Source organism: Candidatus Thiodiazotropha sp. AKIB8, assembly GCF_058244675.1.
This window is the reverse complement of sequence record NZ_JBSYOO010000040.1, coordinates 24,147-41,532: the sequence shown is the minus strand read 5'-3', so window position 1 is coordinate 41,532 and position 17,386 is coordinate 24,147. Positions and strand designations below refer to the sequence as shown.

Here is a 17,386-nt window from a genome sequence, read left to right as displayed (position 1 = left end):
ATCACCTGCCTCGCCCTGCGGGAAGCCACTCAAGCCGCGATTGCGGCGTTGCACCCCTTGGTAAGGGAACAACCATTACCTGCGGGCTGCGCCTTGCACTCACGGCTTGAGCGGCTTTCTAAATACATGGTTTATATGACGCACTACACTAGCGAATCACCACATGGGGATTCTCAATACCGAGCTGACTCAGTCGCTGACTGAGATGATCAGCCATTTCGACACTCGCAATAGGTCCTACCTGTACTCGGTAGACTCTGTTGTTGGGGGAATCATTGCCGTGTATGAGTACACTGGTCTTCAATTGTTCCTCTAACCTGGTTTTAAGTCGGTTAGCATTATTTGAATCACCGAATGCACCAACCTGCAGAAACAGTTCAGGTAGTGCGCCTCTCCTTTTGCTGACAGGGGCGGCAATTCGGCGTGGCTTAGGCTCTGGCTGGCCTGCCTCTACTGTTGTGACTTCGACCAGGCCGGTTCCTTCACCAGTGATGCCCAGTTTCCATGCGGCAGAGTAGGAGAGATCGATCAGGCGATTGTCGTGGAAGGGGCCGCGGTCATTAACCTTAACCACCACGCTGCGATTGTTCTTGAGATTGGTGACACGTGCATAGCTGGGCAGAGGGAGTGTCTTGTGGGCAGCGGTCATGGCATACATATCATAGGGTTCACCACTGCTGGTACGTCGTCCATGAAATTTACTGCCATACCAGGAGGCTATGCCACGGGCACTGTAACCCTGACTCTCGGAAAGGGTGTAGTAGCGTTTGCCAAAGACCTCATAACTGGCTGGATTGCCATATCTGCTTTTAGGTTCGTCCTTGGGTACAGCATCAGGAATAGTCGCTATATCCGAAGGTGGCGGATGGTGAGGACTGACACCATCTGAGTGAATGCCGGGCCTACTGCTGCAACCTGCAAGGATCAACAGAGAGAGGCATACTATGAGATTAAACCTACTGGTTTTCATCGATTATATCCACGGGCGAATCTTACGGTCCTGCAAAGCATACCTCGTAAAATACTGGTTTGATGAAAGCCGATGAAATTCCCTACACCCGACACAGTACAACATCACCATAAGCTCTATTGGTTAGAGGACGAAGCCTTTTCTGCTGCTCGCTTGGCAGCAAGGATCTCCTGGCTCAGCTGGTAGGCAGCCATGGCGTAGAGATTGCTGTGATTGTAACGGGTGATCACGTAGAAGTTGTGAAGACCCAGCCAATACTCCTGCTGACTCCCGGCATCAAGTTTGATCAGACTGGTCAACGCTTCCGGGTCGAGTGGTTCCTGGTTGAGGGGTTTGACCCCTTCAGCAAGCAACTCTGCAACCTGTATGCTCGGTTTCATACCCGCATCCACATAGCGTTGTAGAGCATCGGACCCATGGACTTGTCGAGTGATCGGTTGACCCTTCTTCCAGCCATGTACCTTGAAATAGTTCGCGACACTGGCAATGATGTCGGCATTATTGTGCCATAGGTCTCGCTTGTTATCGCCATCGCCATCCACGGCATACTGACGGTAACTGCTTGAAATAAATTGAGGTTTACCCATGGCGCCTGCATAAGATCCTAATGCGCCAGCCGGATCGACCTGCTCTTCACGGCTGAGTAACAGAAACTCTTCAAGCTCCCGGCGGAAGAACTTGGCGCGTTTTGGATAACCGAAAGCGAGGGTTGTGAGGGCGTCGACAACCCGGTACTTGCCCGTATGGCGCCCATAACGGGTCTCAACCCCAATAATAGCGACGATGATCTCTGCTGGAACCCCAAATGTTTGATTGGCTTTTTCCAGCAGCGATTCGTTCTCCTTCCAGAATTTTAAACCACCAGCCACACGGTCTGGCTTGATGAAAATCGGTCGATACTGGTGCCAGGCTTTGGATTCAGCCGGTCGTGTGATGGCAGCGATAATATCGTCTCTGTATCGGGTGCCGATGAGTAGCTTTTCAACCTCTTCAGCCTTGAATCCATGTTTGTCAGCCATCTCCGTAGCGAAAGCCTTATATTCAGCTCTCATCTGAGGCGTATGGGCGCAGGCCAGGTTGCTCAGGCTAAGGAGAAAAACAAGTATAAGTTGTGTCGTTATTTGCTTCATATCTATGTTGGTAGCAATTTTTTGTGTGTTTGTATGGACATCAGCATACCGAAGCTTGCCAAAATGGTCACCAGGGATGTGCCGCCGTAACTGATCAAGGGTAAGGGTACACCCACAACAGGTAGTAAACCGGTAACCATTCCCGCATTCACAAAAAGATAGACAAAAAATATCAGTGATAATGCGCCTGCGAGAATGCGACCGAAGGTATCCTGGGCCTGGGAGGCGATATATAGCCCTCTTAGGATGATAAATAGATAGAGGATCAGCAGGGCGATGATTCCGACTAATCCGAACTCCTCCGAGATAACTGCAAAAATGAAATCAGTATGTCTTTCTGGGAGGAATTCCAGGTGGGATTGAGTACCGTTCAGCCAGCCTTTACCGCTGATCCCTCCTGATCCGATGGCTATTTTGGACTGGATAATGTGATAGCCCGTACCAAGGGGGTCACTCTCCGGGTTGAGAAAAGTAAGTACACGTTGCCGTTGGTAGTCGTGCATCAGGTACCAGGCAAGGGGACCCATGGCCGCCATGAGTGCGCCGGCGATAAAAATCAGGCGCCAACTGATGCCCGCCAGAAAAAGGGCAAACGCGCCACCTGATCCTACCAATAGGGCAGTGCCAAGATCTGGCTGTTTTGCGATGAGCAGCACCGGGATAATGGTGAACAAGGCTGCTGTAATCAATCTTGATGGGCTTGGGGGAAGCCGTTTTTCTGCCAGATACCAGGCAATCACCATTGGCAGTGTGAGTTTGAACATCTCAGAGGGCTGGAAACGAACAAAACCGAGGTCGAGCCAGCGCTGCGCCCCTTTACCGAGTTCGCCGAACAGAATGACCGAAATCAGAAATAGAATGCCCAGGCCATACAGCCAAGGGGACCATCGGCGGAAATTATCAGGGTGGATTTGAGCAAGTATGACCATAACAGTGAATCCGAAACCCAGGCGAACCAACTGTTTCTGCAGCAGGATCATCTCCTCATCTCCGGCACTGAACAGAATTGTCAGTCCGACACCGACCAGCATCAACAACGACAGTAGCAAGGGTAAGTCGATATGCAGCCAGGCCAGAAGACCATAGGCCTTGGCTGGTTGCGAGTCGTGGAATGTAATGTGCGGCTTAGCCACTATTGATCCTGTTGATTTTTCAGCAGATAACTGTCCATAACTTTACGCGCAATCGGCGCTGCTACCGATCCCCCATGGCCGCCATTTTCCACCACCACAGCGATTGCTATTTTAGGTGATTCAACAGGTGCGAAGGCGATAAACAGTGCATGATCCCGCTTTCGTTTAGCGGTATTCTCCTCATCATACTCCTCATCCTGTTTGACGCTGAATACTTGCGCAGTACCTGTTTTACCGGCTATACGATATTCGTTGCTTCTGATGGATCTCGCTGTACCCCGTTGACCCTCGACCACGTCGGTCATGGCACTGATCACCTGGTTCCAATGCTCCGGATCGAGCTGATGTAAAACATCTTCAATCTTCGGGCTCTCCCTTTTAACCTTATCCGGACTTTCAATGGTTGCAACCACCCTTGGTCGAATTCGATGTCCCCGGTTAGCAAGGGTCGCGGTTGCGGACGCCAATTGGAGTGGGGTGGCCAGAAAGTAGCCTTGACCGATACCGACGATCAATGTCTCTCCGGGATACCAGGGTTCGCGACGTTTACTCTGTTTCCAATCACGACTTGGCATCAATCCTGACAACTCACCATCCAGGTCAACTTTAGAAGGGATTCCGAAACCGAATCCAGTGAGAAATTCGTGCAACCGGTCGATCCCCAGTGTTCTGGCAAGCTCATAGTAGTAGACATCGCAGGACTGCACGATTGCCTGATGCATATCGACTTTTCCATGGCCCCACTTTTTCCAGTCTCGGTATTTGTGCTCCTTGCCGGGTAATTGGTAGTAACCAGGGCAGTAGGTCTCCTGGTGAAAGCCAACCACGTCGTACTCCAGACCAGCCAGGCCAATAAATGGCTTAACTGTGGAGCCGGGAGGATACTGCCCTCTTATGGCGCGATTAAACAGCGGGTTATCCAGGGATGATTCCAGTGCTCTGTAAGCTTTGCTGCTGATGCCATCAACAAAAAGGTTTGGGTTGTAACCCGGCTTACTCACCAGGGTCAGAACCCCCCCGGTTTCAATATCCATCGCCACCACAGCGCCGTTGTACTCTCCCAGAGCCTCCAGGGCGGTGGATTGCAGCTCCATATCCAGAAATAGCTGCAGGTTGTCGCCAGGCTGAGGGGGTTGATTTTCAAGTACCCGAAGCACCCGTCCCTTGGCGTTGACCTCCACCTGTTGCAGGCCTACCTGGCCATGCAGCATGCTTTCATAGCTCTTTTCGACGCCGTTCTTGCCGATGAAGTCTGTGCCACTGTAGTTGGAGGTGTCGATCTGCAGCAGCTCTTTTTCATTGATCCGGCCAACGTATCCCAACAAATGGGCTGTCTGAACCCCTTGTGGATAGTCTCGAAGCAGGGTGGCTTTGACATCCACACCGGGAAATCTGTGGCGATGGATAGCGATCCGTGCAACCTCCTCTTCCTGCAGACGCACTCGGATGGGAATGCTGTCGAAACGTCGGCGCTGTTTGCGTAAGCGGTGAAAACGCTGGATATCATCCTCACTGATGGTGATGATTTCACTCAGACGGTCGATTGTTGTCTGTAAATCCTTGGTCTTTTCCGGGACGATCTCCAGGCTATAGGCAGGCAGGTTTTGCGCCAGGATGGTGCCATTACGATCGAAGATCAAACCTCGGGTTGGAGGCAGAGGCTCAAGTTTTACCCGATTATCCTGTGATAGGGTGGTGAAGTGTTCGTGATTCTCTACCTGGAGAAAAAAAAGTCTGCCAACCAGTACCCCCAGGGCGATGATAACCAGGATGCTGGAGACGATTGCCCGTCCCAGGAAGAGCTGGCTCTCGTGCAGATAGTCCTTGATTGAGGATTGAGGCATAGGTTAACTGACATTAAAGCGGTGGCTGATATCCCGCAATAGAATATAGACCCAGGGCCAGAGCAAAGTACTGATTAGCGGTGTAACCCAGTACCAGAGTGAGGGGGTTGGATAGTTGGCAGCTCCGGTAGACCAAAGTGCGAGCAGTCGTTCAACCAGTAACAGTATGAAAATGGTGAATACCTGTTGCCGCAATGGCATGACCCTTACCCGTAGATGCAGTCTTAACATGATATAGGCGATGACAGAAAAACCTAAAGCGTGTTGACCCAGCAGGGTGCCAGTGAGTACATCCAGCAAAAAGCCGGTGGTAAATCCCACACCTACTCCGATACGTTCAGGACGTTGCATGCACCAATAGATCAGTATCAGAGCAACCCATTGCGGACGGTAGGCGTTCGCCCATTCGGGAAGTGGCATGATGGTGAGAATGAATCCAGCAAGCAGGGTTGTATAGATAACGGAGTTACGACTTGGAGATTGACCGATCATTCAGCCTCCTCGGCTTCAGAAGTCGTATCTTCAGCCTCATTGGAGGGCGGTGTAACTACCCTGGATTCAGCAATAGAGACACTGGGATCGAGGGTCCAGACCAACAGTACTTCACGTATCCTGTCCAGATGGGCCGTGGTCTGGGCTATCACTGATGCGAAAGGCTGTCCGGGTTCTCGTCGTACCTCTATCACTTCCGCTACGGGGTAACCGGGGGGGAATCCTCCCCCCAGACCTGAGGTGATCAGCAGATCACCTACCTGGATATCGGCATTATTGGGTAGGTGGGGTAGTTCCAGTCTGTTGATCAAGCCTGTACCGAGCGCAATGGTGCGGAGACCGTTTCGATTGACCTGAACAGGTAAGGCGTGCGCTGCATCGGTGATCAATAAAACACTGGCGTTAAATGGATTGATATGGGTTACCTGACCAACGACTGCATTGGCATCCAGAACAGGCTGTCCTTCAAACAGACCAGAGCTTTTGCCTTTATTGATCAACACCTGTTGACGGAAAGGGTCCTGTTCGACAGCGATCAGTTCAGCAATCAGTACCCGGTCGCCAACCTTGAAGGAGGAGTCGAGCAGGCCTCTTAAGCGCATGTTTTCAGCTTCAAGAGCCTCAAACTTTTGTAGCCTGGCGCGTAATTGAAGGTTTTCCTGATGCAGGTTATCCCTCTGCTCCTCCAGCTGTGAGCGACTGACGATGGCTTCACTGGCCGATTCACTCAGCAATAGAGGCAGACTGGCAAGGTATTGGATTGGATAGAGTAGTACGGACAGGGCTGATCGTAGTGATTCCAGGTGGTTATACCGATGATCCAGAACCATCAATGAAGTGGAGAGGAGCGCAGCCACCACCAGTCGGGTAGTGATGGATGGCCCCTGTGTAAAGATAAGTTTAATGGCTGAATAGCTCCATATAGTGTGGGCTGCCTAAGTGCATGCGCTCACTCCGGGGAGAGAATTCGCAGCTGAGAAACCCTTTAGTCAACCATGAAGAACTCACCACCTCGCTCGTCTATCAACTCCAATGCCCGACCGCCACCACGGGCGACACAGGTCAGAGGGTCTTCTGCCACGATCACAGGCAGGCCGGTCTCCTCCTGCAGTAAGCGGTCGATATCTTTCAGTAAAGCACCGCCACCGGTAAGTACAATACCCCGCTCGGCAACATCTGCCCCAAGTTCCGGAGGCGTCTGTTCCAGCGCCGTTTTTACTGCGCCAACAATGCCAGAAAGTGGTTCCTGAAGTGCTTCCAGGATCTCATTACTGTTGAGGGTGAAGCTCCGGGGAATGCCTTCTGCAAGATTGCGGCCTTTGACATCGATCTCCTTCACTTCATTGCCTGGATAGGCGGAGCCGATCTCATGTTTGATGCGTTCAGCAGTGGCCTCACCGATCAGGGTGCCGTAGTTACGACGGACATAGTTGACGATTGCTTCGTCAAAGCGATCGCCGCCGACTCTGACTGAATTGGCGTAGACGATACCGTTCAACGAGATAATTGCGACTTCTGATGTGCCACCACCGATATCCAGTACCATCGATCCACGGGCCTCATCAACCGGCAGACCTGCACCAATCGCGGCAGACATCGGCTCTTCGATCAGGTAGACCTCACGCGCTCCTGCACCAGCGGCTGATTCTTTTATTGCGCGTCGCTCAACCTGGGTGGAGCCACAGGGCACACAGACAAGTACCCGCGGGCTGGGGCGAATGATTCTTGTCTCATGAACCTTGTGGATGAAATATTGCAGCATCTTTTCAGTGACTGTGAAATCGGCAATGACGCCCTCTTTCATCGGTCGGATTGCGGTAATGTTTGCAGGGGTTCGGCCAAGCATTTTTTTGGCGTCCTCACCGACGGCAACTACCGATTTGGCGCCACCCGGACCTCTGTCCTGGCGGATAGCGACCACGGATGGTTCGTTTAACACAATGCCCTGACCGCGGGCGTAAATTAGTGTGTTGGCGGTACCCAGATCGATGGAAAGATCATTGGAAAATAAGCCACGGATGCGTCTGAACAGCATGGATCTTTTATCTTCTCGTGTCAGTGGTTGATATATGGGTTTATCGGGGCTCTGGAGGGTAGCGGGATTGCAACTACATCTGTCCGAAAGATCCTGGATAAACCAAAAGACGGCTAATCTATCAATGGTACAGGAGTTGAGCAAGAATGGGGATGGGGATTAACGCAGAATTCACGCTTTTTGAGGATAAAAAAGATTTTATGCTTGAAACTGTGGCTTCTGCGCGAGTGGTGATTGCAGTAATTTGTGAAAATCCATGCTCAACTGGCTGGGAATGGTTGGAGCCCTGAAGATGGCTATAAAGGTGTCAGCTTAATAGTGCCAACCAGGCCCGGTATCGCTAGGTCTGGTTGGCTGTTATCGATTAAATCTCAATCATGATCATGATGATCGCTATCCTGGTCATCTTCGCTTTCAATCGAGCTGGCGACAAATACACCATCGATATAGTCGCCATCAATCTCAACCAAACTGGACGAGAATTGATAATTAACGCCGGATAGATCCACGACAACCCCAAAAACGCTGATCGTATTGTCATCAATGAGGGTTGGGGTTCCCTCGACTTCGGCGGTGTGGTTGCGTGGTGGGTCATCACGCTCAAGTTTTGTGGCGATCAAAACACCGTTATCGCTATAGATTTTGGCTTCCAGGTAGTCTGTCGCTTCGAGTTGAGTCAGGGTAAAGGTGGACTCACCTTCCAGATCACTTTTCATGATGGTGGAGTTGTTGATCTGGATGGTCTGGCCAAGCAGATTGATCGTTCCCGCAGCAGTATCAACGTTATCAGCGCCCAGGATGCCGGCCAATTCGCCTCTTTCCGATGCTTCCACCTTGAGTTCGATCTCTTCAGCAAGGAGTATGGATCCGTCCATGACACCTTCCACTTTGGCCAACCGGCCAACTGTGAGCATGCTGGTCTGACCACTGAAATTGGTGGCTGAGGCATCGACAAGCTGGCCGTTCAGTGCAAACTGATCCTGGCTGTTCAGCGCAGATGTGATTCTTCCCTCGATTTCGACCTCATCCCCATCATCAGCAATCTGGTTGCTGCCGTCCCCTTCGATTTCGATGCTGTCGGCCTCAAAGATAGTGCCGGAAAAACTATTACCTTCAACTTCTACAAAGGTGCCTTCAGGGGGGATAGGTAGAGCGTCAGCCGCTTCAATCACCAGATCGCCTATCTGAAACTGAGTGCCCGATATATTGCTGACAACACCAGATACTTCCAGGTCGTCACCGGCCCACCCCAGGGATTTGACTTCAATGCGAGTTGCCAGGATATCACCGTTTCCATCGGTGAAGCCGCTTACCTCTACCACACTATTGGTAGGCAGTGCTTCCAGCGATGTGGCATCGAAGGGATTCTCATAGACAGTATCCTGATCCACCACGATGGTTTGATTCATGATGACCAGGGTGTCATTGGTGGCGATGTTATTGGCGTCGATCACCCCTTCGATCAAGCTGTCGTATTCAACACTCTCTGCTTCGCCTGTTGCGGTGGTCTGATCACTGCTGCCGCTGATACGCACCACCATGCCGATTGCCAGGTCATCCTGGGTTCCATCTGCATTGTTGACAGTGAAGCTGGCATTGTCTGTCTCATATTCAACGCCGTTGACGAAAATAGAGCCAAAACTGGTGACTCGACCCTGAGTAACCCCGGTTCCGCCTATGCCACCGTCTGCGACCTGTGAACCACCACCTCCACCACCACAGCTATAGAGTGCACTGATCAATATGGCGCAGACAATTGGGGTAAAAAATCTGTTTGGTCTAACCATGCAGCTATACATCCTTTTCGAAGTAGTAGATACCGATGCCCGCCTGTTTGCGCCCGGTACCTTCAGAGTTTGGTTCAATATCCCTATCGTGTTGGGAAAGAAATTTGTCGCACTCCAATAGTAGCGCTTGTGACTTTTCAGCACTTAGGTTTCGAAATTCCGGTAGTACTTCTGCTGGTAGATTGTTATAGGAGACTTTGCGCTGAAAATGGGGTGTTTGCGAGCCAGTCTGCAGATTATGGTCAATTGTTTCAATAAGGAGCTCTACATCGGTACCCAGGATATGCAGCTTGCCGGTTTCGCCTGTGCGCGGAATATAACCATCACTGAGCAGTGTTATTTTTCCCGATTCATCTTTGGCTATGGTACCGACTCTATGGAGTTCGTCGTAGATGGCCCTGGGTGGGACGTCGCCACTGTGCTCACGCACCAGATCACTGAAATTGTTTTTACCCTGGTCAAATTTTAGTGGGGCCGGATGGCCTTTTTTGGTTAAAAATCGCGGATCTCTAAGCCAGCCGGAGATAACTCTGGCTGCCCGGTTGTACTGGTGGGCGATTGCGCTGACATCCGGGGTGTCGATCTTCTGCAGACGGCTGACCTCTTTGCGGGTCAGACCGGTAATGACTGAAACCCGGGAGACGGTCTGCTTACGACCGGGAATTCCGAACTCGTTTGAGGCAACATCCATAAATATCCATTTACTGAGGTCGGCAAAGTCACCATAGGTAAACCCATTACGCAGCATGAGTCTGATAAGCGGCCTTAGCAGCTTCAGGATTGAGGAGGTCAGTACTTTGCGGTTTTCATCCATAACGGTATTTGACTATCCTGCTAAACGGCAATTCTCTAGTTTATTGACTCTAGTCTTGGTTAATGCTGACTGTCTTTGATATTTATCGATTCTGGTCAAATATTCCCTAAATTTTTTGACCATTCGATATTCTGTTGGGAATAATATCCCAACTGAATCTATTAAGGTATTATAGATGCTAATTCTCAGGGTGAAAGCGGTATGTTTGTCACATTTTTGCTACTACACTGCCTTGATATCTGAACTATTTGTAAATCAATCCGTAACAAAGTCTCTCATTTGCTCCAGTGATCAACGTCTTCGGCATGTATCCACTGAGCAGAATATGGTAGATTCCTCTCTTTTTCGAACCAGGAATCAGCCGGATGTCACTAGATCGCTCCGATGTTGAAAAGATTGCCCATTTGGCGCGAATGGCGCTGGATGAAAAGCAGGTTGAAGGCTATGCCACTGAATTGAGTAAAATTCTTGAGCTGGTAGAGCAGTTGGAGGCAGCGGAAACCGATGATATCGAGCCGATGTCTCACCCTCTTCATATGGCACAACGACTGCGACAGGATGAAGTTACTGAAGCAGACCGTCGCGAAGAGAACCAGGCTGTGGCACCTCAAGTTGAAAACGGCCTCTATCTGGTCCCCAAGGTGATTGAGTAGCAGTCGTCTGACAATTACTCATATTCAATGAAGTCAAACCATGCATAAGAAAACAATTGTAGAGCTGGGTGCCGGTCTAAAGGCTGGTGAATTTTCCAGTGTAGAGTTGACCCGCCACTATATCGAGCGCATCGAGCGTTTGGATGGTGATATCAACGCCTTCATCACCACTACCCCGGAACAGGCTCTGCTTGAAGCGGCGGCTGCGGATCAGAAGATAGCGTCTGGAGAGGCGGGGCCTTTGACCGGCATTCCTATTGTGCAGAAGGATATCTTTTGCACTCAAGGTGTGAAAACCAGCTGTGGTTCCAGGATGCTGGATAATTTTATCTCACCCTACGATGCTACTGTGGTCACCCGATTGAAGCAGGCCGGAGTGGTTACTCTCGGCAAAGCCAATATGGATGAATTCGCCATGGGGTCATCGAATGAGACTAGCTTTTATGGTCCTGTGCATAATCCCTGGAATCTGAATAAGGTGCCTGGTGGTTCATCGGGTGGCTCAGCTGCTGCAGTCGCGGCGAGGTTGGTGTCAGCTGCAACGGGTACCGATACAGGGGGTTCGATACGTCAGCCAGCAGCTCTGTGTGGCATTACCGGTCTCAAGCCAACCTACGGCCGTGTCTCCCGTTTCGGAATGATCGCATTTGCCTCGAGTCTTGATCAGGCAGGGCCGATGGCTGCCAGCGCTGAGGATGTGGCGTTGCTGCTGCAGAACATGGCGGGATTCGACCCTAAGGACTCCACCAGTGCCGATCAACCTGTGCCTGACTACTCCTCTGGCCTGAATGATTCCCTTGAGGGGCTGAAGATCGGGCTGCCGAAAGAGTATTTTGGTGAAGGTCTCGATTCAGATGTGAGCAGTTCAATAGCAACGGCCATCGAAGTCTATAAAAGTTTGGGTGCCCAGGTGGTTGAAATCACTCTGCCCAACAGCCACTTAGCTGTACCTACATACTATGTAGTCGCTCCTGCGGAGTGCTCTTCCAACCTCTCCCGCTTCGATGGCGTGCGTTTCGGCTACCGTTGTGAGCAGCCTAAAGATCTTGAGGATCTCTATAAACGATCACGGGGTGAGGGTTTTGGTAGTGAGGTTAAGCGGCGTATCATGATAGGAACCTATGCGCTCTCAGCAGGTTACTATGATGCATACTATCTGAAGGCACAGAAAACCCGTCATCTGATCTCAGATGATTTCAAGCGGGCCTTTGAGGAAGTGGATGTCATTATGGGCCCGGCAACGCCGGCAACCGCATTCAATCTGGGTGAGAAGACCGATGATCCGGTTACCATGTACCTCAATGATATCTATACCATTGCGGCGAATCTGGCTGGTCTGCCGGGTATGTCTCTGCCTGTAGGCCCAGTAAATGGACTGCCTGTGGGACTGCAGGTTATAGGTAACTATTTTTCTGAAGCCAAGTTGCTGAATGTGGCACATCGGTTTCAACAGGAGACAGAGTGGCATCGTCTAATCCCTGAGGGCATGGCTTAGTCTATCGATGATAGCGTCAGGGTTTTTGGATGATCCTCTGTTAAAGGCTGCATCAATGCATGCGGTCATAAGCGTCTAGTCGAGCCTCCGGCCGACGACACAAACCAGACAAAGTAAATATAGAGTTAGAGATATGCAGTGGGAAACCGTCATCGGGCTGGAAATACATACCCAACTTGCCTCCAAATCGAAGATTTTTTCCGGAGCGTCGATCGCCTACGGAGCTGAACCGAATACCCAGGCCTGCATCATTGATCTGGGATTTCCCGGTGTGCTGCCGGTGCTCAACGAAGCCGCCGTGGATATGGCGATAATGTTTGGATTGGCTGTTGATGCGGAGATCGGTTCACGTTCAGTCTTTGCCCGTAAGAACTATTTCTATCCAGATCTACCGAAGGGGTATCAGATCAGTCAGTTTGAGTTGCCGATTGTCGGCAAGGGATCTCTAACCATCGATCTTGATGATGGTCAACAGAAGATAATCGGAATTACCCGTGCTCACCTTGAGGAAGATGCGGGTAAGTCGCTGCATGAGGATTTTCATGGCATGAGCGGCATCGACCTGAACCGTACCGGCACCCCACTACTTGAGATCGTCTCCGAACCTGATATGCGTTCCATCAAGGAAGCAGTGGCCTATGCACGAAAGATACATCAGCTGGTGGTCTATCTGGGTATTTGTGATGGCAACATGCAGGAGGGTTCATTCCGGGTCGATGCAAACCTTTCGATGCGGCCCATGGGCCAGGAAGCGTTGGGTACCAGAACAGAGTTGAAGAACCTCAACTCCTTTCGTTTTCTCGAGCGTGCCATGAACTTCGAAAGGGAGCGCCAGATCGATCTTCTCGAAAGTGGTAAGAAGATAGTGCAGGAGACCCGTCTCTATGACGCGGATCGTGACGAGACCCGCTCTATGCGTAGCAAGGAAGAGGCAAACGACTATCGCTATTTCCCCGATCCGGATCTACTGCCGGTGGAAATTACACCGCAGCGCCTGGAGCAGGCAAAGCAACGCATGCCGGAACTGCCAGCTCAGAAAGAGCGGCGTTTCGAGTCAGACTATCAACTCTCCACCTCAGACGCGAAGATGTTGACCCATAGTCGCAGGCAGGCCGACTATTTTGAGCAGGTGGTAGCCACTGGTGCCAGTCCGAAAATAGCCGCAAACTGGGTCACAGTGGAGCTTGCAGGCGCGTTGAACAAAGCGGGTCTGGATATCAGTGAGTCTCCTGTCAGTGCCGAACACCTTGGCGGTTTGCTGAAGCGGATCGCTGATAACACCATCTCCGGCAAGCTGGCAAAGCAGGTATTTGAAGGGATCTGGCAGGGTGATGGAGATGCTGATACGGTGATTGAGGCCAAAGGGTTGAAACAGATCACCGATACAGGCCAGATAGAGTCGATCATTGACGAAATTATTGCCAATAACCCGAAGCAGGTAGAGCAGTTCCGAGCCGGCAAGGATAAGTTGTTAGGCTTTTTTGTTGGTCAGGTCATGAAGCAGACTCAGGGAAAAGCCAATCCAGGACAGGTCAATCAGATCCTGCTCGGTAAGCTGAAGGGGTGAGGGTAGTAAAGGAAGCGAATTCATTGAAGGAAATCGCTTATCTGCTCCCAGTGGCTAAAAGCGGACTATCTCATCGCCGGACTAATTAAGAGGGCATAATGGGGAATTGCAACTGGAAAAAGTTGAGCGGATGGATCTGGCTGTTTCTGGCACTTCCTCTCCAAGCAGATGAACGTATCTGGCATGATCTCGACAGCCAGACCTTTGCTGCCAAAGGTGTAACTGGCGCCCCCGTCTATTACCGTGCCCTTCAAGCAGACCTGAATAAAATGCAAAGCCTGTTGTTACAGGCCCCAGCTGAATTCACTGCTGATCCTGAAGTTGGCGTGGAACTGGCTCTGCCGATGCCTCATGGTCAGATGCAGCGTTTTTGGGTTGAGTCCTCACCTGTTATGGCGCCTGCACTGGCGCAACGCTATCCCGAAATAGCCACCTACCGGGTCAAAGCTATAGACGAGCCGGCCATCACAGGAAGGATTGACCTGACGCCAAGGGGTTTCCACGCCATGCTCTCGACCCCTTCGGGAACAATCTATATCGATCCGGATGAGGCTGGGAACTATCGTAGTTTCTACAAAGGGGATTACGCCAACTCAATCGGACAGACAAAGAGCCCCAATATGTGCCAGACACATCAGCAGGCCGAGACTGTTCCAACCACACAAACTGATGTCACAGCTGCACAACAGACACACAGCAGTGATCAACGACGAATCTACCGTTTGGCAGTAGCGGCGACCGGCGAGTATACCGCCTATTTTGGTGGCAATAAGAGCGAAACCCTGGCTCAAATTGTAACGGCCATCAACCGGGTCAATCAGATTTACGGAAGGGATCTGGCGATACAGTTTCAACTGGTGGGTAACAATGACCGGATAATCTACACCAATGCGGGATCCGATCCTTACTCCCACTCACCCAATGCAATCCCAACCATGCTGAATGAAAATCAAGAGAATCTTGATTTTACCCTTGGGGCTGACAACTATGATATCGGTCACCTGTTTGGCGTTCTGGGTGGTGGTCTGGCGAGTGTGGGTTCAGCCTGTCAGAGTTTCAAAGCTCAGGCTTATACCGGCACATCAAAACCTGACAGCGACGTTTTCTATATCGATTTTGTCGCCCATGAGTTGGGACACCAGCTCAATGCCAATCACTCCTTCAATGGTACTTCAGCCAACTGTGCCGGTATAAACCGAGTGGGAATCAGTGCTGTTGAGCCGGGTAGTGGTTCGACAATCATGAGTTATGCCGGTATATGCGGCGATGAAAATCTGCAACTCAACTCCGATGCAACCTTCCATGCCATCAGTATTCAGGAGATGCGTTCTTTCATCGACGCGGGTGAGGGGAGGCTCTGTGGCACCCTGGTCAATAGTGGCAACAACGCACCTACTGTCGATGCGGGTGCTTCAGGGGATGATGTTGTCTATACCATACCGTCCGGCACCCCTTTTCGTGTCACTGGTCAGGCCAGTGATCTCGATGGGGATTCGCTCTCCTACCAATGGGATGAGATGGATGTGGGCGGTGATACAGGGGCTACTGATGCAACGACAATTGGTACAGACCTGCCGGGGGAGAGCAATCCGCTGTTTCGAAGCTATCTGCCAAAAACAACCCCAGAGCGCTATTTTCCTCGCCTAAGCACTGTCATTTCCGATAACTATGAGATTGGTGAAACCCTCCCTGATAGCAACCGCCAACTAAATTTAAGACTGACAGTGCGGGATGGTGAATCAGGTGTCGCAAGCGATGATCTAGAAATTACAGTGAACAGTGACTCAGGAAGCTTTGAGATAAGCGGTGGTTCGATCAATGGTGGTGGTAGCTTCAGCAGTGGTTCCACACAATCCCTCAACTGGTCAACTGCAGGTACAGAGCTGAACTGTCCGGAAGTCGAGATCAGCCTGCTCAGTCTGAATGAAACTGACCCCCCAACAAGCTATTGTGAATACCGGGATGAGGGAATGGAGCAGCTAAGCCTGGGAAGTTTTGCCAATAGTGGTTCTGCACTGTTTGAGCTTCCCGATATAACGCTGACCAGAGGTCGTATGATGCTGGCCTGTGCAGATGGTCTCTTTTTCGACCTTACAGATAGAGCGTTTAATGTTGATGGTGGCACACTCAACATAGCAGATGATTGTAAATCACTTGACGGTGATAACCTGGAACATGGAACTGTTTTTACCGATGCGGATAGCGCGACAAAATTCGATAGTCCTGGTGGTGGTGGCCTTGTTTGGTTGCTGAATCTGCTAATGGGAGTGGTTCTGGTATTTCGTTTGTGCTCTGACCCACGGTGGGTTTCCCGCCTATCCTCAGTGAAAACCATCTGAATTAATAGAGGTGCCGATAAGGATCTACGGAAGGTTGCAGGGGGTTTTTGTGAATTTCCAGCGCGATTTGGTGGGGCATGGCCCCACCCTACCTGTCGTTATAAAGTGTAGGGTGGGGCCATGCCCCACCAACTGCACTTGCCGTATATTACGGTTATACAGGTTGATACTCTTTTGCTGAGTAAGGGGAGTAATCAGGTAAAACTTTCAGTTCAGTAGGATCAGGAATTACGTAATCTACAAGGACGGCTAAACAAACTGAACAGATTCGTCAACATTTGCGTAGTCAATCCAAACAGATGAAGATTGGCTTGGAAACATGATTGCGCCGATATAAAGCGTTGGCGTTTGCCATTGCGCTCAGAGATGTAAATGTTTCTATCATCATCGCTCATTGCATCCAGTGACTCCTGGCTCTTATAGGGAAGCGAAACATTGTCCTGCATGGTTTTCAGGTTCTCCATCGCCGCTTGTAGAAATCTAACTTGCAGAGCAACGATAGAACCGGATAAAACGCATAGCCAGCTGATTGTCTTTTTCTCTGTTTGTTGAATGTTATCGGCATTCATACTGTTGAGAATCATATGCCTATAGATAAAGCTGAGTGTGCGATGCCATGACCAATCAGATTTTATGGGATGGTTTTTATGGTTGGATACGAGGTCATTCTCTGTTTTAGCTTCGCCAGCTTCTAAGTCAGGAGTTGCAGTGCTGTGCTGCATAATATCCTTCGGTAAAAACTCATTACAGAGGTTGTCACACTCGGACTGGCACTGAATGTTGTCAGTGGGGCCAAGGGTGTCGCATTGATTACTAAACGATGTTCTTAATTCGTCCTGCAGAAAGTTTGGAAGGTCAGAGCTACAAAGTTGTTGGTTAAAACTGTTGTATGCATGTTGTGAAAGAGAGTTATTTAATCCGAGTACCAACTCATCTGTTCCATACTCGTCAGAAATATTTTTTAGCTTGCTGCTAAGTTGACGGGAAACTTTTTCACTTCGGAGGACTCTAGTTTGTCGTCCCAATAGCCGACCATGTTGACCATGGTAGTGGTGGAATATGGTTGGTTGTAATTTCATGGTTATCTTAAACTGTCTATCCGTTAACGCTTAATGATGTTCAATTTA

Annotated in this window: 14 protein-coding genes; 4 read left to right on the top strand and 10 right to left on the bottom strand. The window is 50.4% G+C overall.

What is annotated here, in order from left to right:
* Positions 1-148 precede the first annotated feature (148 nt).
* The 9 genes from AC4IFB_RS13830 to AC4IFB_RS13790 all read right to left on the bottom strand — a co-directional run bounded on the left by AC4IFB_RS13830 (position 149) and on the right by AC4IFB_RS13790 (position 10,205).
* A complete protein-coding gene (locus tag AC4IFB_RS13830) occupies positions 149-970 on the bottom strand; it encodes a septal ring lytic transglycosylase RlpA family protein (protein WP_490775019.1) in 822 nt (273 codons plus the stop codon).
* Positions 971-1,086: 116 nt separating this feature from the next.
* Entirely contained in the window at positions 1,087-2,100 is a 1,014-nt protein-coding gene (gene mltB / locus AC4IFB_RS13825) for a lytic murein transglycosylase B (RefSeq protein ID WP_490780463.1), read from the bottom strand.
* Positions 2,101-2,102: 2 nt separating this feature from the next.
* Positions 2,103-3,233 (bottom strand): rod shape-determining protein RodA, encoded by a 1,131-nt coding sequence (gene rodA, locus AC4IFB_RS13820; protein ID WP_490775021.1) that lies wholly within the window; start codon positions 3,231-3,233, stop codon positions 2,103-2,105.
* Positions 3,233-5,077, bottom strand: a complete 1,845-nt coding sequence (gene mrdA / locus AC4IFB_RS13815; protein ID WP_490775022.1) for a penicillin-binding protein 2 — start codon at positions 5,075-5,077, stop codon at positions 3,233-3,235. Before mrdA ends, rodA begins: the two co-directional genes overlap by 1 nt.
* Before the next feature lie 3 nt (positions 5,078-5,080).
* Positions 5,081-5,569, bottom strand: a complete 489-nt coding sequence (gene mreD / locus AC4IFB_RS13810; RefSeq protein ID WP_490775023.1) for a rod shape-determining protein MreD — start codon at positions 5,567-5,569, stop codon at positions 5,081-5,083.
* Positions 5,566-6,426 (bottom strand): rod shape-determining protein MreC, encoded by an 861-nt coding sequence (gene mreC, locus AC4IFB_RS13805; protein ID WP_490775024.1) that lies wholly within the window; start codon positions 6,424-6,426, stop codon positions 5,566-5,568. Before mreC ends, mreD begins: the two co-directional genes overlap by 4 nt.
* A gap of 128 nt (positions 6,427-6,554) precedes the next feature.
* On the bottom strand, positions 6,555-7,604 hold the full coding sequence (locus AC4IFB_RS13800; RefSeq protein ID WP_490775025.1) for a rod shape-determining protein: 1,050 nt from the start codon (positions 7,602-7,604) through the stop codon (positions 6,555-6,557).
* A 371-nt stretch (positions 7,605-7,975) separates the two neighbouring features.
* Positions 7,976-9,391 (bottom strand): DUF5666 domain-containing protein, encoded by a 1,416-nt coding sequence (locus AC4IFB_RS13795; protein WP_490780462.1) that lies wholly within the window; start codon positions 9,389-9,391, stop codon positions 7,976-7,978.
* 4 nt (positions 9,392-9,395) lie between these two features.
* On the bottom strand, positions 9,396-10,205 hold the full coding sequence (locus AC4IFB_RS13790; protein ID WP_490775027.1) for a DUF6502 family protein: 810 nt from the start codon (positions 10,203-10,205) through the stop codon (positions 9,396-9,398).
* Between the two features lie 365 nt (positions 10,206-10,570).
* Here AC4IFB_RS13790 and gatC point away from each other — a divergent pair, with 365 nt between their 5' ends.
* From gatC to AC4IFB_RS13770, 4 genes are all read left to right on the top strand, one after another.
* Positions 10,571-10,858, top strand: a complete 288-nt coding sequence (gatC, locus tag AC4IFB_RS13785) for an Asp-tRNA(Asn)/Glu-tRNA(Gln) amidotransferase subunit GatC (protein WP_490775028.1) — start codon at positions 10,571-10,573, stop codon at positions 10,856-10,858.
* Positions 10,859-10,898: 40 nt separating this feature from the next.
* Entirely contained in the window at positions 10,899-12,353 is a 1,455-nt protein-coding gene (gatA, locus tag AC4IFB_RS13780; RefSeq protein WP_490775029.1) for an Asp-tRNA(Asn)/Glu-tRNA(Gln) amidotransferase subunit GatA, read from the top strand.
* Between the two features lie 133 nt (positions 12,354-12,486).
* The gene (gene gatB, locus AC4IFB_RS13775) at positions 12,487-13,920 is read left to right on the top strand and encodes an Asp-tRNA(Asn)/Glu-tRNA(Gln) amidotransferase subunit GatB (protein ID WP_490775030.1); all 1,434 of its coding nucleotides are present in this window, start codon (positions 12,487-12,489) and stop codon (positions 13,918-13,920) included.
* A gap of 98 nt (positions 13,921-14,018) precedes the next feature.
* A complete protein-coding gene (locus AC4IFB_RS13770; RefSeq protein ID WP_490780461.1) occupies positions 14,019-16,259 on the top strand; it encodes a reprolysin-like metallopeptidase in 2,241 nt (746 codons plus the stop codon).
* A gap of 221 nt (positions 16,260-16,480) precedes the next feature.
* On the opposite strand, the gene AC4IFB_RS13765 is transcribed toward AC4IFB_RS13770, so the two are convergent.
* Positions 16,481-17,338: a hypothetical protein gene (locus AC4IFB_RS13765; RefSeq protein ID WP_490780460.1), complete on the bottom strand. Its 858-nt coding sequence runs from the start codon at positions 17,336-17,338 to the stop codon at positions 16,481-16,483.
* Positions 17,339-17,386 lie beyond the last annotated feature (48 nt).